This is a genomic window from Pseudomonas chlororaphis subsp. aurantiaca (assembly GCF_013466605.1).
Classification (GTDB): domain Bacteria; phylum Pseudomonadota; class Gammaproteobacteria; order Pseudomonadales; family Pseudomonadaceae; genus Aquipseudomonas; species Aquipseudomonas chlororaphis_I.
On record NZ_CP059162.1, the window covers coordinates 2620262 to 2647088 of the forward strand.

Consider the following 26827-nt stretch of genomic DNA (forward strand, 5'->3'; position numbering starts at 1 on the left):
CGGCCCGATATTCAGCGCGGTGGCGGCAACACCCCTTCGGACTGCTCGTCCTGGGCGTCCGCCTCGAACAGCCGCGCCAGTTCGGCCCGGGCTTCCTGGGCCGATTGCAGGATCTTGGCGTGGTCGTCGTAGATCGCGTGCTGGGCTTCGAGCACTTGTTCGTCGTGGGCGGTGAAGCGCTTGATCCGCGATTCGGCCTGGGCGTGGGTCAGGCCCAGGCCGATCAACGCCTTGCGGCTCATTTCCAGGCTCGAGTAGTAGGTTTCCCGCACCGCCTCGGCACCCAGGTCCACCAGCTTGTGCACGTGCTGGCGGTTACGGGCGCGGGCGATGATCTTGATGTGCGGGTAGAGCTTGCGCACCACCGCGGCGGTGTTGATGTTGGTCTGCGGGTCGTCGGTGGCGATCACGAAATATTCCGCCTCGCCGACCTTGGCCGCCTTGAGGATTTCCGCGCGCATCGGGTCGCCGTAGAACACCGGCATGCCGCCGAAGCTGCGGGTCAGCTCGATGGTGTCGACCGAGGTGTCGAGGGCGACGAAGGGGATCTTCTGCGCCCGCAGGATCCGCGCGACGATCTGGCCCATCCGGCCCATGCCGGCGATCACCACCCGTGGCGCGTCGGTTTCGATCTCGCGGTATTCGGCGGGCATCTCCACGGGCTTGGCCTTGGGCTGCAAGAAGCGCGCGCAGGCCAGGAGCAGCAGCGGGGTCAGGGCCATGGACAGGGTGATGGTCAGCACCAGCAAGTCATACAGGCGCGCTTCGAACAGGCCCTGGTCGCGGCCGATCTTGAACACCACGAAAGCGAATTCACCGCCGGCCGCCAGCACCACGCCCAGGCGCACCGCGCTCAAGCGCCCCAGGCCACCGGCCAGGCGCCCGACCACGAACAGCAGCGGCAGCTTGATGGCGATCAGCAGCAGGGTCAGGCCCAGCACCGCGATCGGCGCGCTGAACAGCAGGCCGATATTGGCGCCCATGCCGACGCTGATGAAAAACAGCCCCAGCAGCAGGCCCTTGAAGGGTTCGATCTGCGCTTCCAGTTCGTGGCGGTATTCCGAGTCCGCCAGCAGCAGGCCGGCGAGGAAGGCGCCGAGGGCCATGGACACGCCAACCATGTCCATCAGCCAGGCGGTACCGATCACCACCAGCAAGGCGGTGGCGGTGGACACTTCCGGCAGGCCGGTGCGCGCCACCACGCGGAACACCGGGCGCAACAGGTAGCGGCCGCCGATCACCACCACGGCGATGCTGCCCAGCACTTGCAGGCCATGGCGCAGGTCTTCGGCGCTGCTGGTGTTGTGGTCGACCCCGGCCAGTACCGGGACCATGGCGATCAACGGAATCGCCGCGATGTCCTGGAACAGCAGGATGGCGAAGGCCAGGCGTCCGTGGGGGCTGGTCAGCTCCTTGCGTTCGGCCAGGCTTTGCAGGCCGAAGGCGGTGGACGACAACGCCAGGCCCAGGCCCAGCACGATGGCGCTGTTCAGTGGCTGGCCAAACAGGAACAGGGCCACGCAGCCGATCACCACCCCGGTCAGCAGCACCTGGGCCAGGCCGACCCCGAACACCGATTTACGCATCACCCACAAGCGCCGTGGCGACAGCTCCAGGCCGATGATGAACAGCAGCAACACCACGCCCAGTTCCGACACATGGCTGATGCTCTGCGGGTTGCCCACCAGCCCCAGCACCGCCGGGCCGATGATTACCCCGGCCAGCAGGTAGCCAAGCACGGCCCCCAGTTTCAGGCGCTTGGCCAGGGGGACGGTCAGCACCGCCGCGAACAGGAACACGACAGCGGCTTGCAACAGGTTGCCTTCATGGGGCATGGGCTTACTCCTGGGAAAACGGTATTGGGTGATGCACGGAAAAAACGGCTGCGCCTCAGGCAACCGTTTGGCCCGCAGGTTCCATGGGGGGATGGCTGTGCAGCATAAAGTCTGGGCCCGGCGCAGTCAGCCGTTAATGGCCGATACGCCGCAGGTTGTCAGGCGCAGGTTTCAGGTGTTCGTGCTGTTCCTCGTCGGCTTGCCTGCGCCACAGGCCGTCAATGCGGCCACTGTTCGAGCAGGATCGACACGAACTTTTCCGCGGCGGGCGACAGCGAGGCGCCGCGCCGGTAGACCAGGCCCAGGGTGCGGTTGACCACCGGTTCGCTCAGCGGAATGCTCACCAGGGTCGGGTGGTCGGCCGCGGGCATGGCCAGGCTGGGCATGGCCGACACGCCGAGCCCGGCCTCGACCATGCCCAGCGAGGTGGACAGGTGTTGCACCTCGTAGAACCACTGGGGACGCCAGCTCAGGCCGGACAGGGCATGGTCCAGCAGCATGCGGTTGCCGCTCAGGCGGCCGACGCCGATCAGCCGGTAATCACTGAGTTCCGACCAGGTGACCGAGGTCTTTTTCGCCAGTTCATGGTCACGCCGGCACGCCAGTACGAAAGGTTCGTTGACCAGGGGCACGAACTCGATGTCCGGGTGCTGGCCGCTCATCATGTTGATACCGAAGTCCGCCTCGCCGCGCAGCACCGCTTCCAGCCCTTCGTTGGCGCTGAGGTCGAGCAGGCGGATGCGGATTTTCGGATAGCGCTCGTTATAAAGGCGGATCACCGACGGCAGGAAGTAGAAGGCCGCGGTGGGAATGCAGGCCAGGGTCACCTGGCCGATCTGCCGTTCCGCCAGTTCGCGGATATTGAGGATCGAGTCGTCGAAGTCATCCAGCAGGCGCCGGGCCTTGGGCAGGAAGTCCCGGCCGACGCTGGTCAGGCTGACCTTGCGCGTGGTGCGGTCGAGCAGGGCAGTGCCCAGGCCTTCCTCCAGCTTCTTGATCCGGCGGCTCAGGGCCGGCTGGGACAAGTGCAGGGCATCGGCGGCTTCATGGAAACTGCCGAGTTCGGCGATTTTCACGAAGGATCTTATGTCCTGGAGCTCATATTCCATGTTTTTCGTCTCAGGCGAGGGCAGGAAGGCAGGCGCTGCCACTTTAGAATTTTCATGTGTGAAGCGCAATAATCGCTACGATATTTGCATTGGAAACATGGTTCGTTCCCTGACACTCTTGTGCCCAGAACATCAATTAACCCGATTGATTAACAAGAGTCTATGTCCATGCAACGAATTCCTTGTGTGCTCATGCGCGGCGGTACCTCCAAGGGACCGGTGTTTCTCGCCTGGGATCTGCCGGTGTCCATCGAGCAGCGCGATGAGCTGCTGCTCGACCTGATGGGCTCGGGACATGAGCTGGAAATCGACGGCATTGGCGGTGGCAGTCCGCAGACCAGCAAGGTCGCGATCGTCAGCCCGTCGCTACACCCCGAGGCCGATGTCGACTACCTGTTCGTGCAGGTGATGGTGTCCCAGCGCCGGGTCGATACGGCGCCCAACTGCGGTAACATGCTGTGCGCGGTCGGCCCCTTCGCCGTCGAGCAGGGCCTGGTCAAGGCCACTGGTGAGCAGACCCAGGTGCGGATCCGCAATCTCAATACCGGCACCTTCGTCCACTCCCTGGTGCAGACGCCGGCGGGCAAGGTCAGCTACGAAGGCGATACCGCCATCGATGGCGTGCCCGGCACCGCGGCTCCCGTGCAACTGACGTTCCTCGACGCCGCGGGCAGCAAGACCGGCAAACTCTTTCCCACCGGGAACACCCAGGATCTGATCGATGGCGTACCGGTGACTTGCATCGACATGGCCATGCCGATGCTGATCGTCGAGGCTGGGCAATTGGGCAAGCGCGGCGATGAATCTCCCGCCGAGCTGGACGCCGACAAAGCCTTTCTGGAGCGACTGGAGTCCTTGCGCTTGCAGGCCGGCCTGGCCATGGGGCTGGGCGACGTCAGTGACAAGGTGATTCCCAAACCGGTGTTGATTTCCCCGGCCAAGGCGGGGGGAACCATGCAGGTGCGCTATTTCATGCCCCACAGCTGCCATCGCGCGCTGGCTATCACCGGGTCCATCGGCCTGGCCACCGCCTGTGTCAGCGCGGGCAGTGTCGCCGCCGAACTGCTGGGCGGAGCCACGCAACTGAAGCAAGTGCGCCTGGAACACCCCAGTGGCGGGATCGATGTCGTATTGTCCTACACCGGCGACCAGGGAGAGACCATTCGCGCCTCGGTGGTGCGCACCGCGCGAAGGCTGTTCTCCGGTTTCGTCTACGCCCCGGCGTCACAACGCCTGGCCGGATAGTCCTGCACCGCAGTGACAGTCGTTCGCATCAGAACAATTCTAAAAATGGGTGATGCCATGAAAGTCGTTAAATCGCTCTACTTCCAGATCATCTGTGCCGTGCTGCTGGGCGTGGTGGTCGGGCACTTCTGGGCCCAGCAGGCCATTGCCCTCAAGCCCCTGGGCGATGCCTTCATCAGGCTGGTCAAGATGATGATCGCGCCGGTGGTGTTCTGCACCATCGTCACCGGGATCGCCGGGATGAACGACAAGCGCTCCCTGGGGCGCCTCCTGAGCAAGACCTTGCTGCTGTTCCTGGCGTTGACGGTGATCAGCCTGATCATCGGCCTGGTGGCGGTCTACCTGTTCAAGCCCGGCGCGGGGATGAACATCGACCCCACCCAGCTGAGTACCCAGGGCCTGTCGCAGTACACCGAGTCGGCGGCCAAGCTGAGTGTGGTGGAGTTTTTCATGCACATCATCCCCGAGACCTTTATCGGCGCCTTCAACAAGGGTGAGGTGCTGCCGGTCTTGTTCATCGCAGTGCTCTGCGGCTTTGCCCTGTCGTCCCTGGGCGAGCGCGGCAAGCCCGTGCTGGATGTGCTGGAAGCCGCTTCGCACATGGTGTTCAAGATCTTCTCCTACCTGATGCGCTTTGCCCCGGTCGGGGCGTTCGGCGCGCTGGCCTTCACGGTCGGCCAGTACGGCATTACCTCCCTGGGCGCCCTGGCCAAGCTGATCATGACCCTCTACATCGCCTGCGGATTCTTCGTCTTCGTGGTGCTGGGCGGCCTTTGTCGCGCCCACGGGTTCAGCCTGTGGAAGCTGTTGCGCTACCTGCGTGAAGAGTTCCTGGTGGTGCTGGGCACCTCGTCCACCGAGCCGGTGATGCCGCGCATGCTGGAAAAGCTCCAGGCGCTGGGTTGCAAGAAAGGCGTGGTGGGCCTGGTACTGCCCACTGGCTACTCGTTCAACCTCGACGGCACGGCCATCTACCTGTCGCTGGCGGCGATTTTCATTGCCCAGGCCTGCAACATCGACTTGAGCCTGGGGCAGGTGCTGACGATGCTGGCGATCATGCTGCTGTCGTCCAAGGGCGCGGCGGGTGTCACCGGCAGCGGTTTCGTCGCGCTGGCCTCGACCCTGACGGTGATCCACGACATCCCCTTGGCGGGGCTGGCGCTGTTGATCGGCATCGATCGCTTCATGTCCGAGGCCCGGGCGCTCACCAGCCTGGCCAGCAATGCCGTGGCCACGGTAGTGATCTCGCTGTCGGAAAACGCCTGCGAGCGCCAGGTGCTGCTACAGACCCTGGATGGCCAGGCGACGCACAATGCCCAGGCCAGTGACGAACCCTGGGAGCCGGTGCAGGCCGGCAAACACCTCTAGCCGTTCGCGGCGCCCTCACAACACCGTTCGACCCGGTTGCAACCCTCGCCAGGCTCCGCCTGGCGGGTAAGGGGGCCGTGCGCCTGGGCGTCGGCCATGCTTGTCCATAACAACAAGAGAATCCCACATGCTTGCATTACTCGGCCTGGCCATGGTGGTCGTGTTCACGTTCCTGATCATGACCAAGCGCTTGTCCCCGATCGTTGCCCTGACCCTGGTGCCGATCGTCTTCGCGGTGATCGGCGGATTTGCCGGCAGCACCGGAAAAATGATGCTCGACGGCCTGAAAATGGTCGCCCCCTCCGCGGCACTGCTGCTGTTTGCGATTCTGTTCTTCGGCCTGATGATCGACGCGGGCCTGTTCGACCCGCTGATCCGCAAGATCCTCAAGCGCGTCAACGGCGACCCGGTGAAGATCGCCATCGGCACCGCGTTGCTGTCGCTGCTGGTGGCCCTGGACGGTGACGGCACCACCACCTACATGATCACCTGTGCGGCGATGCTGCCGCTGTACAAGCGCATCGGCATGAACCCGATGATCCTTGCCACCATCGCCATGCTCTCCCTGAGCATCATGAGCGGCATGACCCCCTGGGGCGGTCCGGCCACCCGGGCCATCGCCGCCCTCGGGCTGGATGCCGGCGAGTACTTCGTGCCGTTGCTGCCGACCATGATCGGCGGTGCGGCCTGGGTGGTGTTCAGCGCCTTTCTGCTGGGCCGCGCCGAGCGCAAGCGCATCGGCAACACCCAACTGCAGAGCGGTGGAGGCAACTGCTACATCAAGGCCATAGTCGAGGACACGCCCTGCAAGCGGCCGAAGCTGGCCTACGTCAACCTGATGCTGGTGGTGGCGGTGATGGTGGCGCTGGTGATGGGCCTGATGCATTCGGCGATCCTGTTCCTGATCGGCTTCATGCTGGCGCTGATGATCAACTACCCGCAGCTGGAGCTGCAGAAAGAGCGGATCCTCGCCCATTCGGGCAATGCCATGACCGTGGTGCTGCTGGTGTTCGCCGCCGGCATCTTTGCCGGGATCTTCTCCGGAACCAAGATGGTCGATGCCCTGGCACAGACCCTGGTGGAGTGGATCCCGCCGTCGTGGGGGCACCTGTTCCCGCTGGTGGTGGCGATCACCAGCATGCCGCTGACCTTCGTGCTGTCCAACGATGCCTACTACTTCGGCGTGGTGCCGATCCTCGCCAATGCCGCGGCGGCCTATGGCATCGATCCGCTGGAAATCGCCCGGGCCTCGATCCTCGGCCAGCCGGTGCACCTGATGAGCCCGCTGGTGGCCTCGACCCTGCTGCTGGTGGGGATGGTCGATCGCGACATCGGCGACTTCCAGAGAGCCACCGTCAAATGGGCGGTGCTGACCTCCCTGGTGATTACCGCCCTGGCCCTGCTGACCGGCGCGCTGACCCTGTTTTCCTGAGCCTGTTCTCCTGTGAACCCGCAAGGGTTCCCCGGCGCGCCACGGGCGTGGCGCGCGCAACACCTCGAATAACAACAATGAGTAGTCCGATATGACCCTTTCGATCACCCGTGGGGCGTTGCTGCCCCTGGCCGCTCTGTTGCCGCTGACGACCGTTGATGCGGCAGGCTTCGGCGACGACAGCACGCTCAAGCTGCAACTGCGCAATGTCTATTTCAATGAGAACTTCCGTGACGAGCATGGCCTGAGTGCCCGGGCGGCACGCACGGCCAAGAGCGAGCGCACGGAATGGGCCCAGGGCCTGCTGCTGGATTTCCAGTCGGGTTTCACCCCCGGCACCCTCGGCCTGGGCGTCGACGGGCTGGCCCTGGTCGGGGTCAAGCTCGACTCGGGACGGGGCCGCAGCGGTACCGGCTTGCTGCCGGTGCATGACGACGGTCGCGCCGCCGACGCGTTCGCCAGTGCCGGTGTCACGGCCAAGGCCAGGCTGGCCGGGACCACGCTCAAGTACGGCACCTTGCTGCCCAGGAACCCGGTGCTGATCTACAACGACGCGCGCCTGCTGCCGCAGACCTACCAGGGCACGCAGCTCACCAGCAGCGACATCGACAACCTGACGCTCACCGCTGGCCGGCTGGATCGCTTCAAGTTGCGCGATTCCAGCGACAGCGTGCCGATCGTTGCGGACGGTTATGCCGGCGACAAGTCCGGGGACTTCACCTATGCCGGGGGCGACTACAAGCTCGGCAAGAACCTGCGCCTGAGCTACTTCTACGGCGAGCTCGAGAACTTCTACCGGCAGCACTTCGCCGGTATCCAGCACGACCTGAAGCTGGGCGCCGGCGTACTGACCAGTGACTTGCGTTACTTCCACAGCAGCGACAGCGGTTCGGCCTACGGCGGCAACATCGACAACGATATGCTCAGCGGCCTGCTGTCCTATGCCATTGCCGGCCATACCCTGGGCGGCGGCTACCAGGTGCTCAACGGGGATGCCGGGTTGCCCTATATCAGCGGCGCCACGGTGTACTCGTTCAGCAACGTGGGCATTGGCAAGTTCATCGAGGAAGACGAGAAAACCTGGATGCTCAGCTACGGCTACAACTTCGCCGCGCTCGGGGTGCCGGGGCTGGCGTTTTCCACCCGCTACCTGAGCGGCAGCGACGGCCGCTCGAACACGGCGATCAAGGAATGGGAACGCGATGCCGAACTGGCCTATGTGGTGCAGCAAGGCCGCTTCAAGGGGCTGGGGGTGAAGCTGCGCAACTACGTGTACCGTTCCGAATTCGCCCGGGGACGCGACAGCAACCGCCTCTATTTCACCTACGAGATCGCGCTCTGGTAAGGATGGCGGTGCCTGCCCAGGCTGGCGCTGGGCAGGCATGGTTGACCGGTACTCAGAGCGTGGCGGTCTGGGGGGCGCTGACAGATGCCGGGGAAGACACTGGTTCGGTGACTGCCGAGGACAGCAGCGGTGGCATCGGGCAATCCAGCACGTCGGCTACGGCGCGCATCAGCTCGGCTTCGGCCACGGTGACCTGGCCGTCATGGCAGACGCAGCGGGCCATGGCCTGCAGCAGCGTCGGCCGTTCCTCGGGCATCAGCTGGCGCAGGCGCACCAGGGCGGCATCCAGGTGTTCGAGGTCGACCTGCGCCGGTTGCGGCTGGGCGAAGGGCAGGCCGGTCCAGGCATGGGCCAGGGCCAGCTGGGCCTGCTGCGCGGTCTTTTGCCCGGCACTGGCCAGGGCGCCGAGCAGGACCGCCACTTCTTCGCTGCGCTGGAACAGCCCCCATTTGTATTCGGGCGCCGGCAGGCCTTCGACATTGCGCTGCACGATGCGCAGCAGCGTCCACTCCAGCAGCTCGACCTGGTCGTCGGCGTCGATCAGTTGTCGCAGGTTGTCCATGAACGGCTTGCAGGCTTTCTTGTCCAGTTGCTGCAGGGCCGGAATCGACAGGTCCAGCAGCGGCAGGCGCAGGTTCGGGTCGAGGGCCGCCAGTTGTTTTTGCAGGGCTTGCAGGCAACCGAAGACCTCGGCGGGGCTGTTGGCATCCAGCTGCGCGAGTTGCCGGCGGCGTATCGAATCGTTGGCGGACAGCAGCAGGCCATAGACCAGCGCCTGGGCGCCGGTGGTGCTGTGGGCGCTGCGCTGGAGCGCCGGGTCGAGGCTGACCAGCGTTGCCTGGGCCACCAGCAGATGTTGCGCGTTCGGGCTGCCGATGCTGGCAATCGACTGCTTGATCGCATTCAGGTCGAAGACCAGGGCGCTGGTCGCTTGCGACTGGCGGCTGAACTCCCCGGAGCTGTCCAGGCCGGCGCGGGCGGGCTCGGCCGGCAGTTCGATGGCTTCGACGGTGGGCAAGCGGCCGTCCCAGCCCGGTTCCAGGCGCCGGATCCGCGCCGAGAGGGGCGGATGGGTCGCGGACTGGCCGTAGACGGAGAGGGTGGCCCCTTCACTGAAATACAGGTGGCTGTATTCAGCGCTGAAGGCACTGTCGAGTTTCGAGCTGGCGGCATAACCGCCGATCTTTTTCAGCGCGCCGACCAGGCCGGCCGGGTTGCGGGTGAACTGCACCGCCGAGGCATCGGCGAGGAACTCGCGCTCGCGGCTGATGGCGCCCTTGATCATATTGCCGAAAAAGGTCCCGACCGAGCCCAGCAGGATCAGCGCCAGGCCACTCCACATCGCCAGCCCGCCGACCCGATTCTGCGCCAGCCGGCCGGCCTGGTTGACCCCGTTGGCCATCGCCTCGCCGGTCAGGCCGATGACCAGGATGCCGTGGACAATCGCCACCAGCCGGGTGTTGAGGCGCATGTCGCCGTTGTAGATATGGCTGAACTCATGGGCGATCACCGCCTGCAGTTCCTCGCGGTTGAGCACCATGATGGCGCCGCGGGTGATCCCGATCACCGCTTCCTGTGGGGTAAAGCCGGCGGCGAATGCATTGATCCCGGCATCGGGCAGCACGTACACCTGTGGCACCGGCGTGCCCGAGGCCAGGGCCATTTCCTCGACCACATTGAGCAGGCGTTGCTCTTCCAGGCCGTCCGGGTGCAGGTTGATCAACCGGCCACCCAGGCGCTTGGCGACCACCTTGCCGCCGGCCTTGAGTTCGGAGTGCTTGCCCATGCTGCTGCCGATCACCACCAGGAACACCACCGCGGCGATCATCGCGGTCAGCCGCCAGTCGAAGCTCGGCGACTGCTTCATCTCCTTGAGAAATTGCAGCCAGAGCAGGTTCAGCGCCAGGCTGGTGACAGTCACCAGGCACAGCACGGCCAGGATCATCAGCAGCACCAGGGTCCAGGTACGCCGCTTGGCCCGGGCCTGGTGTTCAAAAAAATTCATCGGACCATCCAGGGTGACAGGGGGTTAGAACGCGACCTTGGGGGCTTCCTGGATCAGGGCGCTGTCGGCGAATTGCAGCAGGCTGGCATCGGCGCCATGGCCGAACAGGCCGGCCAGGATCACCGGCGGGAAACTCTGCTTGTAGCTGTTGTAATCCATCACCGTGTCGTTGAAGGCCTGGCGGGCAAAGGACACTTTGTTTTCGGTGCTGGTCAGCTCTTCGCTCAGCTGTTGCATGTTCTGCGACGCCTTGAGGTCCGGGTAGGCCTCCATGCTCAGGTTCAGCCGGCCCATGGCGCTGGACAGCGCGCCTTCGGCCTGGCCCAGCTGCGCCATGTGCTGCGGGTTGCCGGGCTCGGCCGCGACAGCCTTGAGACCCGCCAGCGCGGCATTGCGCGCCGCGGTCACGGCTTCGAGGGTGTCGCGCTCGTGCTTGAGGTAAGCCTTGGCGGTTTCCACCAGGTTGGGGATCAGGTCGTAACGGCGCTTGAGCTGGACTTCGATCTGCGCGAAGGCGTTCTTGAAGCGGTTCCGGCGGGCCACCAGGCCGTTGTAGACGGTGATGACGTAGACCACCAGCAGGGCCAGAACGAACAGAATCACAATAGTTGAAACAGCCATACGGATGTCCTTATCGGCGTGCGGATTTCAGGGGGCGCCATGGTAACCGAATTTATCGCGGGCGCCGCCATGGCCTGCCGCCGGTCTTCGGCAGCCCAGCGAACCCGGCAGGGCATGCATCGGCTGAATGATTGCCGCTCGTTGTGGTCGGACCTTGCAGGGTGCGTCGTCGGTGCCGGAGTCCCCGGCAGGCGCGCCGCCCAACCTTGAGTCCGTCGGCCACGCCGCGGGCGTCACCCCGTTGAAGGATCATCCCGACCATGCTCGAACCCACCTGGACGGCACTCAAACACCATAAGCGGGTGCATCAGATAGTCGCCGTGCTCGCGGCCTTCGGTGCCCAGGACGTGCTGCTGCGCCTGGGCCTGGGGCGCCTGCTGGGCGAGTCGCAAGCCGGTACTGAAACGCAGCCGCAGGACTCGACGCCGCAACGGGTGCGCCTGGCCCTGGAAAAACTCGGGCCGACCTTTATCAAGCTCGGGCAGATCCTCGCCAGCCGCAGCGACATCCTGCCGCCGCACTGGATCAGCGAACTGGAATCGTTGCACAGCAGCGCCGCGACCTTGCCCTGGAGCGAGCTGGAAGACCAGGTGCGCGACGACCTGGGCTGCGAGCTGGACCAGGTGTTCGCCGAGTTCGACACCGAGCCCCTGGCCGCGGCCTCCATCGCCCAGGTTTATCGCGCGCGCCTGCTCAGCGGCGAGGCGGTGGTGGTCAAGGTGCAGCGCCCCGGCCTGCGGCGCAAGATGAGCGCCGACCTGCAACTGCTGGAAGGCGTGGCGATGCTGGTGGAAGAGAGCGCCGCCCTGGCCCATTACCAGCCGCGGCAGATGGTCCGGCAACTGGCCCGGGCCATGCTCGAAGAACTGGACTTCACCCAGGAAGGCCAGCACTGCGACACGGTGGCGGCGAATTTCGCCGAGCATCCGCAGATCGCCATTCCGCGTATCCACTGGCTGCACAGCAGCGAGCGCCTGCTGGTCCAGGAATTCCTGCCCAGCCATACACCACTGGAACGACAGGCGCTGATAGAGCAGGGGCTGGACCCGAGCCTGCTGGCGCAGCGCGGGGCCCAGGCCTTTATCAAGATGCTGCTGGAAGATGGCCTGTTCCATGGCGACCCGCACCCCGGCAACCTGCGGGCCATGGACGACAACCGCGTCGGCTTTATCGACTTCGGCATGGTCGGGCGCCTCGACGAACGCCGGCGCCTGGAGGTCATGGGCTTTATGCGAGCCATGACCGAGGGCAGTACCGAAGCGCTGGTGGCGGTGCTGATCGACTGGAGCGGGGAGCAGGTGCGAGACCTGTCCGCCATCGAACAGGCCGCCCGGGAGTTCATGGGCCGGCACGGCGGCAAGGCGCTGAACATGAGTGCGATGATCGAGGACTTCCTCGGCCTGATGCGCGCATACCAACTGTTGCTGCCGGCCGACCTGCTGGTGCTGTTCAAGGCGCTGATCACCGCCGATGGCGTGCTCACCCGGCTCGATCCGCAACTGGACCTGGTGGCCACCGCGCGCCCGGCGATCAGCAAGATGCTCAAGCAGCAGTTCAGCTGGAAACTGGCTCGGCGCCTGGGCCTCGACGGCCTGGAGCTGGGCCGCGGCGTGGCCGTCGAACTGCCGCAGCTGACCCGCCTGCTGATCAACCGCCTGAAACACGGGGTGGTCGACCTGCGCCTCGACATGCCAGGCGTCGAGCGCCTGGAAAAATCCCTGCGCCTGGCCTCGACCCGCTTGTCCCTGGCGCTGCTGATCAGCGCGCTGCTGATCGCCTTCGGCCCACAGCTCGCCGCGGCCGGCCCGGCCTGGCAGGGGCTGTCGGTAGTGGGCTGGCTGGCGGGAGGGGCGCCTGTGGGCGGGTTGCTGGCGTTTGTCTGGAGTTTGTTCAAGAGTTCTTGAGGGGGGAGCGGGGATCAGGGCTTTGCCAGATTTCCCTGACATTGCTCCAGGCGGTCAATATTCGTCTGGTTTCCTTTTTGGGCATCGATGTTGCCGTTCAAGTCGAGATAGATGTCGGTACAGGGCCATGTGGTTGTAATGCTGATGCCGTGATGACGGCCCTTGTCGTTCCACCAGTCCAACTGCATGAAAAACGTTTTGTCTGGAAAGATGAAGCCGTTATCGGTGGTCCCGTCACCAGGTTGCTTCCGGCCTTTGTATATCTGGTGCTGCACATTCCAGATGTACTTGAGTTCTTCCTTGTCACGACATCAGGTGCCCGAACTTCGCTACTGGCTGCGGCATCCACGGATGTTGGCTATGACTGTTGATCCGGGTTGCGTGGTTTTTCAGAACTGTCTTATTCGAGGAGGGAATGTTTTAACGAATAATTAGGGTTTTCATGAGGTGAAACGATTGTGATAGGTATATCGAAGTATCAGTTAAAACTCCATCGCTCAAGTGCTGGGTTGTTTGTTCTATGTTTGCTGGGATTGTCCAGTCAGGCATATGGTCAATGCAGCTTTCAGGGGACGAGTGGGACGATCAGTGTAAAATTCACATCGCCTAAGTCACTATCAATTCCAGCAGATACTCCGAATGGAACAAAAGTTCTTACTGTGAATGGTAGTGGTATAGAGAGGGTATTCAAATGTGGAAATACTGATAAGCACGGGATACAGGACGTTTCGGGGGGAGTGGCAAGCAACGGCATATTACCTTTTGCAGACTCGGGTCTTGGGTATAAGCTTTCCTCCGCCGGTGGCCTCGAATCTATTTATCCTACCGACTACAATTCTTCGTATACTACTACAGTTAAGACGCCATATGTTATGGAAATCTATAAGACAGGTCCGATCAAGGAAAGCAAAATAACGGCGGGAAAATTTGCATCCTATTTGGCAGGGAACTTGACTATCTATGAGGCTAGCCTGGTCGGCGATCTTAATGTTGCCGCTGCCAGTTGTGAAGTCCGGTCAAAGAATGTCGATATGGGACGGCACCTTGTTTCCGACTTCAAGGGGCTTGGCTCAACCTTGAAGCGCAAGGATTTTAATATTGAGTTGCTTGGCTGTGGCGCGGGAATCAAAAATATAGAATATAAGTTGGATCCGGTGAACGGGATCTTTGACCCGGAAAAAGGTATCGCGAAACTCGATGCAGGCGGTGTACCCGGGGTTGGAATACAAATTAAGCGTGGAGACAATCCAGTGCCGTTGGGACAATGGTTGACCGACTTGTCAGCTCCAGCGGAAGGGAATAATTCCTATGGCTTCTCTGCTGCTTATTATCAAGCAGAGAAAAAGATCGATAGCAGTACAGTGGGTCGGGCCAATCTCTCGTTGACCGTGACAGTAAATTATCTTTGATGGTTGGAAGTCAAACCAAAGATTGAGTGTTCTATAGCGCAAGTCTTGGAACAAACTAAAGACCAGATCAGGGATTGGCACGCAACAGAAAGGCCGATCCAGATATAAGCAGCCAGCAGGAAAAAACGCCGTTTGCGGGGTTCCTCAAGAAGCCCCATGCGAGTCGCGAGAGTAAAAATTTGCTATTTTCCGCACCCTCGGTGGCCACTGGCGGCTGCCTCCAACAGAGAGTGAATAGATGAGCGACCCGTTGCAGGTGATCGATATCGAAGTGGGCGAGGGCAAGGCGGTGGTCAAGGGCGCCTTGATCACCACCCAGTACCGCGGTTTCCTGGAAGACGGCACGCCCTTCGATTCGTCCTGGGAGCGCGGCAAGCCGTTCCAGTGCGTGATCGGCACCGGGCGGGTGATCAAGGGCTGGGACCAGGGCCTGATGGGCATGCAGGTCGGCGGCAAGCGCAAGCTCTTGGTGCCGGCGCACCTGGGTTACGGCGAGCGTTCGATGGGCAAGATCCCGCCGAATTCCAACCTGGTGTTCGAGATCGAGTTGCTGGAAGTCCTGACTCGCGACGACTGATTTCGCTTATTGGCCAGATCAGGACTCTGCCTGATCGGGCCGCGTTACCCGGGCCGGGCGTGGGCTCGAACAGAATCGCCACGCCCTTGCTCACTAGATCTCCCTTGAAATCGGGTTTCCGTGCTTTCGCCAGGCGGGGTCAGGCCGTGGCTGGTTGAAACGCAGCGTGCTTTGGCCTCTTGCGTCTGTTCCAGCCATCGGCCAGGATGGGTGCCGTATAGGTATAGGGGGTATAGGTATGTCGCACACACACGCACAGAAAGACGATCTGCTCAAACGGGTCCGGCGCATTCTTGGCCAGGTGCAGGCCGTGGAGCGGGCCCTGGAGTCCGGCGCGGAGTGCGCCAAGACCCTGCACCTGGTGGCGGCCACCCGCGGCGCGATCAACGGCCTGATGGGGGAAATCATCGAGGCCCACGCCCTGGAGCATGTGGCTCACCCCGAGCTCAGCGATGAAGAACGGGCCAAGGGCGTGAACGAACTGCTCGAAGCCATTCGCCGTTATTCCTGACCGGAGACCACCCCATGCGCCCCACCTTGCCCTCTGCAGGCTTGACCCACGACCACCACTTCCTCGGTGCCGCCCACGATGAAAACGCCCGGCGCACGCTGTGGGTGGTGGCGCTGACCTTCGTCATGATGATCGGCGAAATCGCCGCCGGTTATCTCACCGGTTCCATGGCCTTGCTGGCCGACGGCTTCCATATGGCGACCCATGCCGGGGCCCTGGGCATCGCGGCGGCGGCCTACGGTTTCGCCTGGCGCAATGCCGACAATGCGCGCTTCAGTTTCGGCACCGGCAAGGTCGGCGACCTGGCGGGATTCGCCTCGGCGCTGATCCTCGGCCTGGTGGCCATCGGCATCGCCGGCGAGTCGTTGCTGCGGCTGTTGCAGCCGACCCAGGTGGCGTTCACCGAGGCGACCGTGATCGCCGTGGTTGGGCTGGGCGTGAACATTGTCAGCGCCGTGCTGCTTTCCGGCGGCCATGCCCATCACGGCCATGATCACGCTCATCAGCCTGCTCATGAGCATCCGCATCCGCATTCACACGGGCGCGGCCATCACCACGACAACAACCTGCGCTCGGCCTACGTCCATGTGCTGGCCGATGCCCTGACCTCGGTCCTGGCCATCGCCGCCTTGCTGGCGGGGCGTTATCTGGGATGGGTCTGGCTCGACCCGGTGATGGGTGTGGTCGGCGCGCTGGTCATCGGTCGCTGGGCCTATGGCTTGATGAAGTCCAGCGCGGCGGTGTTGCTCGATACCACGGACGAACACCTGGCCGGCGAGATTCGCCAGTCGGTGGAAGCCGCCGGCGATGCGCGCATCACCGACCTGCATGTGTGGCAGGTCGGCCCCCAGGCGCGGGCGGCGATCGTCAGTGTGGTAGCGGCTGCCGGCGTCAGCGCCGAGACCATTCGCCAACGCCTGGCACCGGTCCATGAACTGGCGCACCTCACCCTCGAATATCGCAGCCTGTAACGCTAGGCCCCTGTCTGCACGGCAGGCGGGCAGGGGTAGTTTCTCCCCAGAAAATCCAGCAACCGCAGATTGACCTCTTCCGCCTTTTCGCTCTGGATCCAGTGCCCGCAATCCGCCAGCCGATGCTGTTCCAGGCGTGGCACCTCGCCGGGCATGCGCTCCAGGGTACGGGCTTCCAACTGACCCACCGGGTCGCGGTCGCCGATCATGAACAGGGTGGGTTGGCTCACCTGGCGTTCGCCCAGGTGTTCGGTCCGCTGCCAGTTGCGCTCGAAGTTGCGGTACCAGTTCAAGGCGCCGCGAAAACCTCGCCCCGCAAAGGTGCGCCGGTACACCGCGAAGTCCTCCGGCGTGCACCAGGCGGGCGGTGCCTGGTGCGGCGGCATGCCCTCGAACAGCAGGGCCGACGGACTCTTTTCATCCAGCAGGCGTTCGCAGTCGTGCATGAAATGCAGCAGGCTGCGGTCGATGTCGGCGTCCAGTTCCCGCTCGGCGACGCCGGGCTCCTGGAAGTACAGGATGTAATTGAAACGCTCGGCGAACAGCTCGGCCATGATCTCCACGGCCGGGCGCTTGGGGCGGCCGGCGAAAGGCACCGACAGGGTCACCAGGGCCTTGACCCGCTGCGGCTCCAGCAGCGCCAGGTGCCAGGCGACCACGGCGCCCCAGTCGTGACCGACGATACAGGCCTGCTCCTGGCCCAGGGCGTCCATCGCCTGCTGGATATCCGCGCATAGGGTCAGCACGTCATAGGCGGCTACATCCTCTGGGGCGCTGCTGTCGCCGTAGCCGCGCATCTGCGGGATCAGCACCCGGTAGCCGGCGGCCGTCAGCGGCGCGACCTGCCGGCGCCACGAATACCAGCACTCGGGAAAACCGTGCAGCAGCCACACCGGCGGGCCGTCCAGCGGGCCGTCGGCATGCAGGTGCAATTCGATGCCATTGAGCTTCAGGGCATGTTGGGTCATCTGGCTCATGAGCGTGTCCTCCGGGGTCCAGGCATGACCCTAGCAGAAGCCCGATGACCCTCTGAGCACCATTCATTGGTCGAATAGGCGCCCAGCAGTTTTACCCGGCATGGGCCCGGCGACTGTCCGCCGGCGCCTGGTCGCGCTGGGTCAGCCCGTAGTCGCGCGTTACTTCGGCAACCCGCAGCCGGTAGTCGGCGAACACCTGGGTCCGCCCCAGGGCCTGGGCCGTGCGATGGCGTTCCAGGGTGCGCCAGGCCTCGACCGCGTGCTCGTCGCGCCAGAACGACAGGGACAGCAGCTTGTCCGGCTCGCTCAGGCTCTGGAAGCGTTCGATGGAAATGAAGCCGTCGATCTCCTGCAGCAGCGGTTTCAACGCGGCGGCGATGTCCAGGTAACGCTGGCGATGTTCCGGGCGGGGCAGGGCTTCGAATATCACGGCGATCATCAGTGCGACTCCGGCAGGGGGGTGAACAGGGGGATGCGCCCGTTGAGCGAGGGCTTGTAGGTCCAGGCGATGGGGTGGTCGAGGGTCGGTTGCGGCAGCAGCGCACCGACCACCGTGCTGGCGATGGTCAGGGCCAGGGCCTGGCCGGGGCATTGGTGGCGGCCGCTGCCAAAGCTGAAACTGCGCCGGGTTTGGCGTTCGAGCAGCAGGCGGTCCGGCTCCGGGTTCAGTTGCGGGTCGCGGTTGGCCGAGGCCAGCAGCACCAGCACCACAGCGCCCGGCTCCAGCGTCATTCCGGCGATGCTGCAGGGGGCAGTGACGAAGCGCCGGGTGTTCTGCACCGGCGGGTCATGGCGCTGCACTTCGGCCAGCAGGTCGGCGACACGGTTGGGCGTCGCCCGCAGGTCCGCGAGCAACCGACGATCGTTCAGCAGGGCGCAGAGGCTGTTGCCGATCAGCCCGGCGCTGGCCTCTAAGGCCTGGGACAACAGACCGATCAGGTTGGCGGTCAGGCTGTCGTGCTCCTGCCTGCCGAAGCCGTTGACGATCCGCTGCAACAGCGGGCTGACGGGGGCCTGGTCGAGCAGGACCTCGAAGTGCCGGCTCAACGCTTCGGCTGCCCGGTGGGCGGCATTCAGTTGCGCTTGATTGCTGACCGGCGACAGGCAGGCGACAAAGTCCCGGGTCAGCCCGGCAATCGCTGGCAACTGGTGCGCGGCAAAACCCAGCAGCCCGGCGACCACCGCCACCGGCAGGCGGAACTGGCAATCGTGAAGCCTGGCGGCGGTATCCCTTGGCAGGCCCAGCAGCAGGGCGGCGACCCGCTGCTGGATTTCCCCGGCATGCACCTGTTGCAGGCCCGGCTCGACCGCGGCCCGTGGGCAACGCTGGCGTTCGCCGTCGTTCATCCGCATCAGCTGGCCGAACACTGTGCCGGCGGCGCCGTCGGCTATGGCCCGGGGCACTGGCTCGTGGGCGGGACGTACCCGGCACTCGGGATGGGCCAGCACCGCGGCCACCGCTGCGGCGCTGCTGGCCAGCCACATCCCCAGTCCGGGGTCGAAGGCCAGCCCGCCCCGGGCCCGCAGGCTGGCGTAGTAAGGGTAGGGATCGGCGTGGGTGACGGCGGTGATCGGGTCCATGCTGGGCGGCCTTATTCGCGGGGGAGAAGTGTTGCTACTATCGGCAACCTGCGAGAGGCACGATTCGTTCGGGAGCGAAATATGAATGCACAGCAGCACGACAACGCCGTATCCCAGGTCGCCGCGGCCATTGCCGAGCCGGCGCGGACGAAGATGCTCTGCGCGTTGATGGACGGCCACGCGCGCACCAGCACCGAGCTGGCGGCGATCGCCGATGTCAGCGCCTCCACCGCCAGCGCGCACCTGGGCAAGCTCAAGGAACTGGCCCTGGTGCGCCTGCATGTGCAGGGCCGCCATCGCTACTACAGCCTGGCCGACAAGCGTGTGGCCCAGGCCCTGGAAGCCCTGATGGTGATCGGCCGCAACGCGATGCCAGCTTTCAGCCCGCGCACCCCGGACCGCCTGCAGTTCGCCCGTACCTGCTACGACCATATGGCCGGCACCCTGGCGGTGCGGCTGCATGACCGCCTGCTCGACGCTGGCTGGTTGCAGGAGCCGCAGGAGGGCGCCCAGGAGTACAGCCTGAGCCCGGCCGGCGAAGGGTTTTTCGCCGGATTGGGCATCGATGTGCAGGCCCTGGCGACCTTGCGTCGACGCTTTGCCTGCCCGTGCCTGGACTGGAGCATGCGCCGCCCGCATCTGGGTGGTGCGCTGGGAGCCGCGTTGTTGCAAGAGGCGATCCGGCGCAAATGGCTGACCCAGGACCTGGACAGCAGGGCGCTGGGGTTGACCGCCCTGGGGCGCCGCGAGCTTGCCAGTCGGTTCGCGGTCCAGCTCGAAGAACCGGACAGCCCGGCCCTGCGGGACGGGAACGCTGCCAAACCGGGGCAGCCGTCCATTACCCAGGCCACATAGGCCGGTCCACAATCCCATGGTTGGCGTTGCCGTCAGCCTGTGAATGCAGCATTTTGCTTGGAGTTATCCCTATGCTCATCGTCTTCAGTGGCCTGCCCGGCAGCGGCAAGACCACCATCGCCCGGGCACTGGCCAGCCATCTGCGGGCCACCTATCTGCGCATCGACTCTATCGAGCAGGCGCTGCGCAACGGCGGGATGGCGGAGGTCGGCAAGGCCGGGTACGAGGTCGCCAATGCCCTGGCCCGCAGCAACCTGGCCCTGGGCAACCGGGTGGTGGCCGATTGCGTCAATCCGGTCGTCGAGAGTCGCCAGGCGTGGCAGGGCATTGCCGAGGCGGAGCAGAGCCCCTTGCTCAATGTCGAGGTGGTCTGCACGGACCTCGCCGAGCACCGGCGCCGGGTGGAAAGCCGTGAGGTGGATGTACCCGGCCTGCGTCCACCAAGCTGGCAGTCGGTGCTCGATCACGACTACCAGGCCTGGAGCGGCGAGCGCTTGAGGCTGGACAGCGCTGTGCTGTCACCGGCAGCGGCGGTGCGGATCATCCTCGAACACCTGGAAGCGCTGTAGTGCCAAGGCGTGCACATGGCTGGCCCGGTCCTGGCACTGAACGGCGATAAATTCCGCTTGCCCGCGCCAAATCGATAAACACTGGAATGAAGAGTTCGGCGGATAACGTCGGCGAACGTTATTCCTTCGGGCGCGAACCGTGCACAGTCGGAAATGCCCGGTTCAATCCTGTCCGACACTTTTACAAACTAGCGCTGGCGAAAAGCTGAAATTGCGCCAATAGTTGGCGCTATTGGGTGTTTCGTTCGCCGTTGGTGCGTTTTCCGGACCGCTAATGGTGCGCTGTTCTTTCTCTCGGCAGGCCGCGTCAACTCTTGCTTTGTGCAAAGCGATAACAGCTGCTTTGCCAAAAATCCCCGTGTCAGGGCAAAAAAACCTTCCTCGACAGTTTCTGCACTTTTTTCGTTCGCGCCAGTGTTGTGCAAAGCCGTTCCGGCGGCATTCCGGATAAAACGTTTCAGCGTCAACAGGGAGCGGAGCCCCCTGATGGAGTGAAAAGTGTCGCCAAACTGTCGTTTTTCCAGCCTTGGGGACTTTCTTCGCGGGGAGGCGGGGTTTGGGCACAGCGATTGCTACAGCAGATAAACAGCCTTCGGATTTCAGTGAAGTGTGCTGTTGAAGTTTCGGAAAACTTTCAGTTTGAAAGTTCACATTAAAATGAAAAAGGAGGTGACGAGTTCCACAACCAATGGACGTCATCGCGGGCGATCCATTGCCGAAAATCCATACGGGAAGTTTCGCCAAACGACTGGCGTCAAGTAAGTGGGGGGTATTTCCGTCGGCATCGAGCGGAATATTCAAACCGCACAATGAGGTGCTCAACAGAACAGTTTCTATCGCACAGCGTAAGGCCCGATTTATTGAAACAGAGAGTTTAAATAAAAAAGCCGTTTAAACCACGGCGAGGAGTTGGGGTATGTCCCGTGCTTTTTTTAACGAAATGTATGATGCGAGTGGTGGCTGCCGCCCACATTACCAGGAGTTCGCCCGCTGGCTGGCGGACACCCCCGTGGAGCTGCTGGACCAGCGTCGGCGCGAAGCCGACCTGCTGTTCCACCGCGCTGGCATCACCTTCACGTTGTACGGTGACGAGCAAGGCACTGAACGGCTGATTCCCTTCGACATCATCCCGCGCAGCATCAAGGCCAGCGAATGGCGGAACGTCGAGCGCGGCTGCATCCAGCGGGTCCAGGCCCTGAACCTGTTCCTGGCCGATATCTACCACGGGCAACGCATTCTCAAGGAGGGCATCATCCCGGCCGAGCAGGTGCTGGCCAACGAGGGTTACCAGGTGGCGATGCGCGGCCTGGACCTGCATCGCAATATCTATTCGCACATCTCCGGCGTCGACCTGGTGCGTGACGGCGACGGCAGCTACTACGTGCTGGAAGACAACCTGCGCACCCCCAGCGGCGTGAGCTACATGCTCGAAGACCGCAAGATGATGATGCGCCTGTTCCCCGAGCTCTTCGCCGCGCAACGGGTGGCGCCCATCGACCACTACCCGAACCTGCTGCTCGATACCCTGAAAAGCTCCAGCCCGCTGGACAACCCGACGGTGGTGGTACTGACCCCGGGGCGTTTCAACAGCGCCTATTTCGAGCATGCGTTCCTGGCCCGGGAGATGGGCGTGGAACTGGTGGAAGGCGCCGACCTGTTCGTGCGCGACGACCGCGTGTTCATGCGCACCACCTCCGGCGCCCAGGCGGTGGACGTGATCTACCGCCGCCTCGACGACGCCTTCCTCGACCCCTTGTCGTTCAACCCCGATTCCATGCTCGGGGTTCCCGGGCTGATCGCCGCCTACCGTTCCGGCAACGTGGTGCTGGCCAACGCGGTGGGCACCGGGGTGGCGGACGACAAGTCGATCTACCCCTATGTCGACGAGATGATCCGCTTCTACCTGAGCGAGGAACCGATCCTGAAGAACGTGCCGACCTGGCAATGCCGAAAACCCGAGGAACTGTCCCACGTACTGGCCAACCTGCCGGACCTGGTGGTCAAGGAAACCCAGGGCTCCGGCGGCTACGGCATGCTGGTGGGGCCGGCCGCCACCGCGGCGGAAATCGAAGACTTCCGCGCCCGGCTCAAGGCTCGTCCGGAAGCCTATATCGCCCAACCCACCCTGTGCCTGTCGACCTGCCCGACCTTTGTCGAGAACGGCATCGCGCCGCGGCATATCGACCTGCGCCCGTTCGTCCTGTCGGGCAGCGAAACCCGCCTGGTGCCGGGCGGCCTGACCCGCGTGGCCTTGCGCGAAGGCTCGCTGGTGGTGAACTCGTCGCAGGGCGGCGGCACCAAAGACACCTGGGTCGTGGAGGATTGACCGATGCTTTCAAGAACCGCTGCAGACCTCTACTGGATGTCCCGTTACCTGGAGCGCGCCGAGAACCTGGCGCGCATGCTCGAAGTCAGTTACTCGCTGTCGCTCATGCCCCAGGCGGGGCGTAGCGACGGCCATGCCGAGCTGGCGATGTCGCTGCTGGCCGCCGGCACCCTGGACGATTACAACCAGCGTTACGGCGAGCTGAACACCGAACGCATGCTGCACTTCTTCGCCCTCGACGAGACCAACCCCGGCAGCATCTATTGCTGCCTGCGGGCGGCGCGGACCAACGCCCACGCGGTGCGCGGGCGGATCACCGCCGACATGTGGGAAAACATCAACGCCACTTGGCTGGAGATGCGCAACATCGCCAAGAGTGGCCTGGGACGCTACGGCATCAGCCATTTCTGCGAATGGGTCAAGGAGCGTTCGCACCTGTTCCGTGGCGCGACCTCGGGCACCATCATGCGCAACGATGCCTATTGCTTCATTCGCCTGGGCACCTTTATCGAGCGGGCCGACAACACCCTGCGTCTGCTGGACGCGCGCTATGAAATGTTCGGCGAGGAGTCGGAGGAGGTCAGCGACAACTCGGCCCGTGGCTACTACCAGTGGAGCGCCTTGCTCCGCGCCCTGTCCTCGTTCGAGGCGTTCAACGAGATCTACCGCAACGCGCCGGGGGCCGAGCAGGTGTCCGAGATGCTGCTGTTGCGCGCCGACGTACCGCGCTCGCTGCACGCCTGCGTCGAGGAGCTGGACCAGATCCTCGCCAGCCTGCCGGGCAACAACGGCCGTCCGGCCCAGCGCCTGGCCGCCGAGCTGAACGCGCGCCTGCGCTACACCGGGATCGACGAGATCCTCGCGTCGGGCCTGCACCTGTGGCTGAGCGATTTCATCGCCCAGATCCGTCACCTGGGGCAGACCGTCCACGAATCCTATCTGGAGGTTGTATGAAACTTTCCATACGCCACGACACCACCTACAGCTACGCCGACGAAGTCTGCACCAGCATCCAGTTCCTGCGCCTGACCCCGCAGAACAGCGAGCGCCAGCACATTCTCGAATGGCACCTGGAACTGCCGCGCCTGGTGCGCAGCCAGCTCGACCCCTACGGCAATATCCTGCACGTGCTGACCATGGACGAACCCCATGGCGCCCTGGTCCTGAGCGCCTACGGCCAGGTGGAAATCGACCAGGCCCGGGAGGTGGAGCACGACAGCCAGTCGCCGCTGCCATTCCTGCGCAGCAGCCCGCTGACCAAGGCCGACGCCGCCCTCAGCGCCTTTGCCGCGCAGCACTGCGGCACCCGGCGTGACCGCGCGGCGCTGATCGAGCTGATGCACGCCCTGGCCGCGCACATGGTCTACAGCCCGGGCGCGACCACGGTGGACACCACCGCGGCCGAGGCTTTCGCCGGCCGGGTCGGGGTCTGCCAGGACCACACCCATGCGTTCCTGGCCTGCGCCCGCGGCCTGGGGATTCCGGCGCGTTATGTCTCCGGCTACCTGTGCACCGAAGACGAAAGTCACCTGGCCAGCCACGCCTGGGCGGAGGCCTGGATCGACGATGGCTGGTACAGCTTCGACGTGACCAACCGCCTGGCGCGGCCGGAACGGCACCTGAAGCTGGCGGTCGGCCTCGACTACCTCGACGCCTGCCCGGTGCGCGGCATGCGTCGCGGCGGTGGCGCCGAGCACATGCTGGCACAGGTCCAGGTGAACTCGATGTTCCAGGTCCAGCACCAGTAACCGCGGCCTTTCCCGCGCTATCGGGTATGCCGGCCCCGGCATGCCCACCCCTTGGGGCGCAGTAGCCCTGCATGGCCCATCTGCGCTTTCCTGTCGTCGGACTTTCTCAGCGACTTTCGGACTTTTCCTAAAGACAGTCTTTCCCCCCGGTCCCTAGCATGCGCCGCTCCGCAGGCCTGCAACGCAGCAAGCCAGGCAGGGAAAGGAAAGCAACGTTCAAGGGCCAGTCATGAAGAAATACACCACGGTCTTAAGCCTCTTGCTGGCGATGGCCGGTTGTACCAGCAGCCACCAAGACACCTCCGAGGCCACGCTCACGGAGAAAGACGGCTACGTCCTTTCGAAAGGCGAAAGGGCGGTGGCGAAGAACCACCGGATCCGTTTCCTGGTCCTGCACTACACCGCGCTCGATCAGGCGCAGTCCTTCGAAACGCTGACGCGATCGGAACACGTCAGCGCCAACTACCTGATTCCCGACCAACCGAAGACCTACAAGGGCCTGCCGGTGGCCGACCAGTTGGTCGATGACCACGACCGCTCCTGGCATGCGGGAGTGAGCCAGTGGAAGAACCGCAGCAACCTGAACGACACCTCGCTCGGGATCGAGATCGTCAACGCTGGCTGGGACCAGGCCACCGGCCAGTTGCTGGGCGAGCCCTACAACGAGCAGCAGATAGAACTGCTGATCAGCCTGACCCGGGACCTGGTCAGCAAGTACGACATACAGCCGACGGACATCGTCGGGCACTCGGATATCGCCCCCGGGCGCAAGATCGATCCGGGACCGTTCTTTCCCTGGAAACGGCTTGCCGAAGCCGGCATTGGCGCCTGGCCCGACGAGCGCACCCTCGACGACTATCTGGCTCGCTTCAGCGTGTCGCCGCCGAGCATGGTCCAGGTCACGAAGGCGCTGCAAACCTATGGTTATGGCTATCTGGACGCACAACCGGAAAGGGTGGTGGAAGCCTTCCAGATGCGCTTCAACCAGGAAAATGTCAGCGGGATCGTGGATATCCGCACGGCGGCCATCCTGTTTTCCCTGATCGACAAATATCACGGCAAGGACAAGGCGAGCGCCATTCTGCTGCCGCCGGAAGTGGCGGCGCTCGGCTAGGGGCAAAGGTTTCGACGGCCTCTGGCGACCATGAAAAAGCCCGCCGTTCGCGGTGGCGAAGGGCGGGCTTCTCAGCACCTGGCGGCTGGGGTCAGACCTTGACGATCCAGCCCGCTGGCGCTTCGATGTCGCCGGTCTGTACACCGGTCAGCTCTTTGTAGAGCTTCTGGGTGATCGGGCCGACTTCTTTTTCGCTGTAGAACACGTGCAGCTTGTCCTTGTACTCGATGCCGCCGATCGGCGTGATCACCGCGGCGGTACCGCAGGCGCCGGCTTCCTTGAAGTCCGACAGCTTGTCGATCAGCACGTCGCCTTCGATCACTTCCAGGCCCAGGCGGGTCTTGGCCAGCTCGATCAGCGACAGGCGGGTGATGCCCGGCAGTACCGACGGCGACTTCGGCGTGACGAATTTGTCGTCGTGGGTGATGCCGAAGAAGTTGGCCGAACCGACTTCCTCGATCTTCGAGTGGGTCAAAGGGTCCAGGTAGATGCAGTCGGCGAAGTGCTTCTTCTTGGCTTCCGAACCTGGCATCAGGCTGGCGGCGTAGTTGCCACCGACCTTGGCCGCGCCGGTACCTTGTGGCGCCGCGCGGTCGTAGCTGGAGATCAGGAAGTTGTGCGGGGTCAGGCCGCCCTTGAAGTAGGCGCCGACCGGAATGGCGAAGATCGAGAAGATGAACTCGGGGGCGGTACGCACGCCGATATTGTCACCCACGCCGATCACGAACGGGCGCAGGTACAACGCGCCGCCGGTGCCGTAAGGCGGGATGAAGCGCTCGTTGGCGCGTACCACTTCCTGGCAGGCGGCAATGAATTGCTCGGTGGACACCTGCGGCATCAACAGGCGCGCGCAGCTGCGCTGCATGCGGGCGGCGTTCTGGTCCGGGCGGAACAGGTTGATCGAACCGTCCTTGCAGCGGTAGGCCTTCAGGCCTTCGAAGCACTGCTGGCCATAGTGAAGGGCGGTGGAGCCTTCGCTGATGTGCAGCACGTTGTCAGAGGTTAAGGTGCCTTTGTCCCACTCGCCGTTACGCCAGTGCGACAGATAGCGCTTGTCTGTCTTGATGTAGTCAAAACCCAGCTTGTCCCAATTGATGCTTTCGTTACCCATGACACCCTCTATCGCTTAACAACCGTCGCAACGGCTCAAGGCTTCTGACGTTTTTTGGATGGGCACAACAATACTGCATTCCGGGGTGGCACCGCATCCCGGGCGATGGGAGGGGAAGCAAAAAAACTTAGCCTGCTCATGAACCCTCCTGTCGTCTTGTGGAGCGAACCCTGTAGCCGCTGCCGAAGGCTGCGATCGGCCTCGAAGAGGACGT

Annotated in this window: 25 protein-coding genes; 16 read left to right on the plus strand and 9 right to left on the minus strand. The window is 63.8% G+C overall.

Annotated features, from left to right (window positions below; translation table 11 throughout):
• Positions 1 to 11: 11 nt before the first annotated feature.
• Together H0I86_RS12170 and H0I86_RS12175 are read right to left on the minus strand one after the other, a co-directional pair.
• Entirely contained in the window at positions 12 to 1835 is a 1824-nt protein-coding gene (locus tag H0I86_RS12170) for a monovalent cation:proton antiporter-2 (CPA2) family protein (protein ID WP_180925196.1), read from the minus strand.
• A gap of 218 nt (positions 1836 to 2053) precedes the next feature.
• A complete protein-coding gene (locus tag H0I86_RS12175) occupies positions 2054 to 2944 on the minus strand; it encodes a LysR family transcriptional regulator (RefSeq protein WP_009048382.1) in 891 nt (296 codons plus the stop codon).
• 168 nt (positions 2945 to 3112) lie between these two features.
• Here H0I86_RS12175 and H0I86_RS12180 point away from each other — a divergent pair, with 168 nt between their 5' ends.
• The 4 genes from H0I86_RS12180 (at position 3113) to H0I86_RS12195 (ending at position 8334) form a co-directional block, all read left to right on the plus strand.
• Complete coding sequence (locus H0I86_RS12180; RefSeq protein WP_180925197.1) at positions 3113 to 4189, plus strand: 4-oxalomesaconate tautomerase; 1077 nt, start codon at positions 3113 to 3115, stop codon at positions 4187 to 4189.
• Positions 4190 to 4234: 45 nt separating this feature from the next.
• The gene (gene dctA / locus H0I86_RS12185; protein ID WP_180925198.1) at positions 4235 to 5557 is read left to right on the plus strand and encodes a C4-dicarboxylate transporter DctA; all 1323 of its coding nucleotides are present in this window, start codon (positions 4235 to 4237) and stop codon (positions 5555 to 5557) included.
• 127 nt (positions 5558 to 5684) lie between these two features.
• On the plus strand, positions 5685 to 6989 hold the full coding sequence (locus H0I86_RS12190) for a CitMHS family transporter (protein ID WP_180925199.1): 1305 nt from the start codon (positions 5685 to 5687) through the stop codon (positions 6987 to 6989).
• Between the two features lie 91 nt (positions 6990 to 7080).
• On the plus strand, positions 7081 to 8334 hold the full coding sequence (locus tag H0I86_RS12195; RefSeq protein WP_110175562.1) for an OprD family porin: 1254 nt from the start codon (positions 7081 to 7083) through the stop codon (positions 8332 to 8334).
• A 52-nt stretch (positions 8335 to 8386) separates the two neighbouring features.
• Here the strand turns inward: H0I86_RS12195 and H0I86_RS12200 are convergent, their stop codons facing one another.
• Together H0I86_RS12200 and H0I86_RS12205 are read right to left on the minus strand one after the other, a co-directional pair.
• A complete protein-coding gene (locus H0I86_RS12200) occupies positions 8387 to 10339 on the minus strand; it encodes a M48 family metallopeptidase (protein WP_180925200.1) in 1953 nt (650 codons plus the stop codon).
• Positions 10340 to 10363: 24 nt separating this feature from the next.
• Positions 10364 to 10960 (minus strand): LemA family protein, encoded by a 597-nt coding sequence (locus tag H0I86_RS12205; RefSeq protein ID WP_180925201.1) that lies wholly within the window; start codon positions 10958 to 10960, stop codon positions 10364 to 10366.
• A gap of 260 nt (positions 10961 to 11220) precedes the next feature.
• On the opposite strand from H0I86_RS12205, the gene H0I86_RS12210 reads away from it, so the two are divergent.
• The 6 genes from H0I86_RS12210 (at position 11221) to dmeF (ending at position 16332) form a co-directional block, all read left to right on the plus strand.
• Positions 11221 to 12864: an ABC1 kinase family protein gene (locus H0I86_RS12210; protein ID WP_180925202.1), complete on the plus strand. Its 1644-nt coding sequence runs from the start codon at positions 11221 to 11223 to the stop codon at positions 12862 to 12864.
• 77 nt (positions 12865 to 12941) lie between these two features.
• Positions 12942 to 13235, plus strand: a complete 294-nt coding sequence (locus tag H0I86_RS12215) for a hypothetical protein (RefSeq protein WP_180925203.1) — start codon at positions 12942 to 12944, stop codon at positions 13233 to 13235.
• A 501-nt stretch (positions 13236 to 13736) separates the two neighbouring features.
• Positions 13737 to 14273 carry a fimbrial protein gene (locus H0I86_RS12220; protein ID WP_180925204.1) on the plus strand — a complete coding sequence of 179 codons (537 nt, stop codon included), beginning with the start codon at positions 13737 to 13739 and terminating at the stop codon, positions 14271 to 14273.
• A 238-nt stretch (positions 14274 to 14511) separates the two neighbouring features.
• Positions 14512 to 14850, plus strand: a complete 339-nt coding sequence (locus tag H0I86_RS12225; RefSeq protein ID WP_053278549.1) for an FKBP-type peptidyl-prolyl cis-trans isomerase — start codon at positions 14512 to 14514, stop codon at positions 14848 to 14850.
• Positions 14851 to 15088: 238 nt separating this feature from the next.
• Complete coding sequence (locus H0I86_RS12230) at positions 15089 to 15361, plus strand: metal/formaldehyde-sensitive transcriptional repressor (protein WP_009048394.1); 273 nt, start codon at positions 15089 to 15091, stop codon at positions 15359 to 15361.
• Positions 15362 to 15375: 14 nt separating this feature from the next.
• The gene (gene dmeF, locus H0I86_RS12235) at positions 15376 to 16332 is read left to right on the plus strand and encodes a CDF family Co(II)/Ni(II) efflux transporter DmeF (protein ID WP_180925205.1); all 957 of its coding nucleotides are present in this window, start codon (positions 15376 to 15378) and stop codon (positions 16330 to 16332) included.
• A 2-nt stretch (positions 16333 to 16334) separates the two neighbouring features.
• Here the strand turns inward: dmeF and H0I86_RS12240 are convergent, their stop codons facing one another.
• From H0I86_RS12240 to H0I86_RS12250, 3 genes are all read right to left on the minus strand, one after another.
• On the minus strand, positions 16335 to 17309 hold the full coding sequence (locus H0I86_RS12240) for an alpha/beta fold hydrolase (protein ID WP_180925206.1): 975 nt from the start codon (positions 17307 to 17309) through the stop codon (positions 16335 to 16337).
• Positions 17310 to 17400: 91 nt separating this feature from the next.
• Positions 17401 to 17748, minus strand: coding sequence for an antibiotic biosynthesis monooxygenase family protein (locus tag H0I86_RS12245; protein ID WP_180925207.1), 348 nt, complete (start codon positions 17746 to 17748; stop codon positions 17401 to 17403).
• Positions 17748 to 18890: a cytochrome P450 gene (locus H0I86_RS12250; protein WP_180925208.1), complete on the minus strand. Its 1143-nt coding sequence runs from the start codon at positions 18888 to 18890 to the stop codon at positions 17748 to 17750. Before H0I86_RS12250 ends, H0I86_RS12245 begins: the two co-directional genes overlap by 1 nt.
• A gap of 81 nt (positions 18891 to 18971) precedes the next feature.
• Here H0I86_RS12250 and H0I86_RS12255 point away from each other — a divergent pair, with 81 nt between their 5' ends.
• On the plus strand, positions 18972 to 19745 hold the full coding sequence (locus H0I86_RS12255; RefSeq protein WP_180925209.1) for an ArsR/SmtB family transcription factor: 774 nt from the start codon (positions 18972 to 18974) through the stop codon (positions 19743 to 19745).
• A 71-nt stretch (positions 19746 to 19816) separates the two neighbouring features.
• The gene (locus H0I86_RS12260; protein WP_180925210.1) at positions 19817 to 20314 is read left to right on the plus strand and encodes a P-loop nucleotide/nucleoside kinase family protein; all 498 of its coding nucleotides are present in this window, start codon (positions 19817 to 19819) and stop codon (positions 20312 to 20314) included.
• A 162-nt stretch (positions 20315 to 20476) separates the two neighbouring features.
• On the opposite strand, the gene H0I86_RS12265 is transcribed toward H0I86_RS12260, so the two are convergent.
• Positions 20477 to 21136: a hypothetical protein gene (locus H0I86_RS12265; protein ID WP_180925211.1), complete on the minus strand. Its 660-nt coding sequence runs from the start codon at positions 21134 to 21136 to the stop codon at positions 20477 to 20479.
• A 94-nt stretch (positions 21137 to 21230) separates the two neighbouring features.
• Here H0I86_RS12265 and H0I86_RS12270 point away from each other — a divergent pair, with 94 nt between their 5' ends.
• The 4 genes from H0I86_RS12270 to H0I86_RS12285 all read left to right on the plus strand — a co-directional run bounded on the left by H0I86_RS12270 (position 21231) and on the right by H0I86_RS12285 (position 25502).
• The gene (locus H0I86_RS12270) at positions 21231 to 22640 is read left to right on the plus strand and encodes a circularly permuted type 2 ATP-grasp protein (protein ID WP_007925060.1); all 1410 of its coding nucleotides are present in this window, start codon (positions 21231 to 21233) and stop codon (positions 22638 to 22640) included.
• 3 nt (positions 22641 to 22643) lie between these two features.
• Positions 22644 to 23594 (plus strand): alpha-E domain-containing protein, encoded by a 951-nt coding sequence (locus H0I86_RS12275; protein WP_007925069.1) that lies wholly within the window; start codon positions 22644 to 22646, stop codon positions 23592 to 23594.
• On the plus strand, positions 23591 to 24388 hold the full coding sequence (locus H0I86_RS12280) for a transglutaminase family protein (protein ID WP_180925212.1): 798 nt from the start codon (positions 23591 to 23593) through the stop codon (positions 24386 to 24388). The genes H0I86_RS12275 and H0I86_RS12280 overlap by 4 nt, the downstream gene beginning before the upstream one ends.
• Positions 24389 to 24617: 229 nt before the next feature.
• Positions 24618 to 25502, plus strand: a complete 885-nt coding sequence (locus H0I86_RS12285) for an N-acetylmuramoyl-L-alanine amidase (RefSeq protein WP_180925213.1) — start codon at positions 24618 to 24620, stop codon at positions 25500 to 25502.
• Positions 25503 to 25593: 91 nt separating this feature from the next.
• Here H0I86_RS12285 and H0I86_RS12290 read toward each other — a convergent pair whose 3' ends face one another.
• Entirely contained in the window at positions 25594 to 26613 is a 1020-nt protein-coding gene (locus H0I86_RS12290; protein WP_180925214.1) for a branched-chain amino acid aminotransferase, read from the minus strand.
• Between the last annotated feature and the right edge of the window lie 214 nt (positions 26614 to 26827).

Excerpts from the sequence above, each read along its gene's own strand:
- H0I86_RS12270 (WP_007925060.1), top strand. The coding sequence starts at position 21,231 with ATGTCCCGTGCTTTTTTTAACGAAATGTATGATGCGAGTGGTGGCTGC.
- H0I86_RS12180 (WP_180925197.1), top strand. The coding sequence starts at position 3,113 with ATGCAACGAATTCCTTGTGTGCTCATGCGCGGCGGTACCTCCAAGGGA.
- H0I86_RS12220 (WP_180925204.1), top strand. The coding sequence starts at position 13,737 with ATGGAAATCTATAAGACAGGTCCGATCAAGGAAAGCAAAATAACGGCG.
- H0I86_RS12230 (WP_009048394.1), top strand. The coding sequence starts at position 15,089 with ATGTCGCACACACACGCACAGAAAGACGATCTGCTCAAACGGGTCCGG.
- H0I86_RS12275 (WP_007925069.1), top strand. The coding sequence starts at position 22,644 with ATGCTTTCAAGAACCGCTGCAGACCTCTACTGGATGTCCCGTTACCTG.
- H0I86_RS12290 (WP_180925214.1), bottom strand. The coding sequence starts at position 26,613 with ATGGGTAACGAAAGCATCAATTGGGACAAGCTGGGTTTTGACTACATC.
- H0I86_RS12170 (WP_180925196.1), bottom strand. The coding sequence starts at position 1,835 with ATGCCCCATGAAGGCAACCTGTTGCAAGCCGCTGTCGTGTTCCTGTTC.
- H0I86_RS12175 (WP_009048382.1), bottom strand. The coding sequence starts at position 2,944 with ATGGAATATGAGCTCCAGGACATAAGATCCTTCGTGAAAATCGCCGAA.
- H0I86_RS12260 (WP_180925210.1), top strand. The coding sequence starts at position 19,817 with ATGCTCATCGTCTTCAGTGGCCTGCCCGGCAGCGGCAAGACCACCATC.
- H0I86_RS12255 (WP_180925209.1), top strand. The coding sequence starts at position 18,972 with ATGAATGCACAGCAGCACGACAACGCCGTATCCCAGGTCGCCGCGGCC.
- dctA (WP_180925198.1), top strand. The coding sequence starts at position 4,235 with ATGGGTGATGCCATGAAAGTCGTTAAATCGCTCTACTTCCAGATCATC.
- H0I86_RS12205 (WP_180925201.1), bottom strand. The coding sequence starts at position 10,960 with ATGGCTGTTTCAACTATTGTGATTCTGTTCGTTCTGGCCCTGCTGGTG.
- H0I86_RS12285 (WP_180925213.1), top strand. The coding sequence starts at position 24,618 with ATGAAGAAATACACCACGGTCTTAAGCCTCTTGCTGGCGATGGCCGGT.
- H0I86_RS12195 (WP_110175562.1), top strand. The coding sequence starts at position 7,081 with ATGACCCTTTCGATCACCCGTGGGGCGTTGCTGCCCCTGGCCGCTCTG.
- dmeF (WP_180925205.1), top strand. The coding sequence starts at position 15,376 with ATGCGCCCCACCTTGCCCTCTGCAGGCTTGACCCACGACCACCACTTC.
- H0I86_RS12245 (WP_180925207.1), bottom strand. The coding sequence starts at position 17,748 with ATGATCGCCGTGATATTCGAAGCCCTGCCCCGCCCGGAACATCGCCAG.
- H0I86_RS12240 (WP_180925206.1), bottom strand. The coding sequence starts at position 17,309 with ATGAGCCAGATGACCCAACATGCCCTGAAGCTCAATGGCATCGAATTG.
- H0I86_RS12250 (WP_180925208.1), bottom strand. The coding sequence starts at position 18,890 with ATGGACCCGATCACCGCCGTCACCCACGCCGATCCCTACCCTTACTAC.
- H0I86_RS12200 (WP_180925200.1), bottom strand. The coding sequence starts at position 10,339 with ATGAATTTTTTTGAACACCAGGCCCGGGCCAAGCGGCGTACCTGGACC.
- H0I86_RS12210 (WP_180925202.1), top strand. The coding sequence starts at position 11,221 with ATGCTCGAACCCACCTGGACGGCACTCAAACACCATAAGCGGGTGCAT.
- H0I86_RS12225 (WP_053278549.1), top strand. The coding sequence starts at position 14,512 with ATGAGCGACCCGTTGCAGGTGATCGATATCGAAGTGGGCGAGGGCAAG.
- H0I86_RS12190 (WP_180925199.1), top strand. The coding sequence starts at position 5,685 with ATGCTTGCATTACTCGGCCTGGCCATGGTGGTCGTGTTCACGTTCCTG.
- H0I86_RS12280 (WP_180925212.1), top strand. The coding sequence starts at position 23,591 with ATGAAACTTTCCATACGCCACGACACCACCTACAGCTACGCCGACGAA.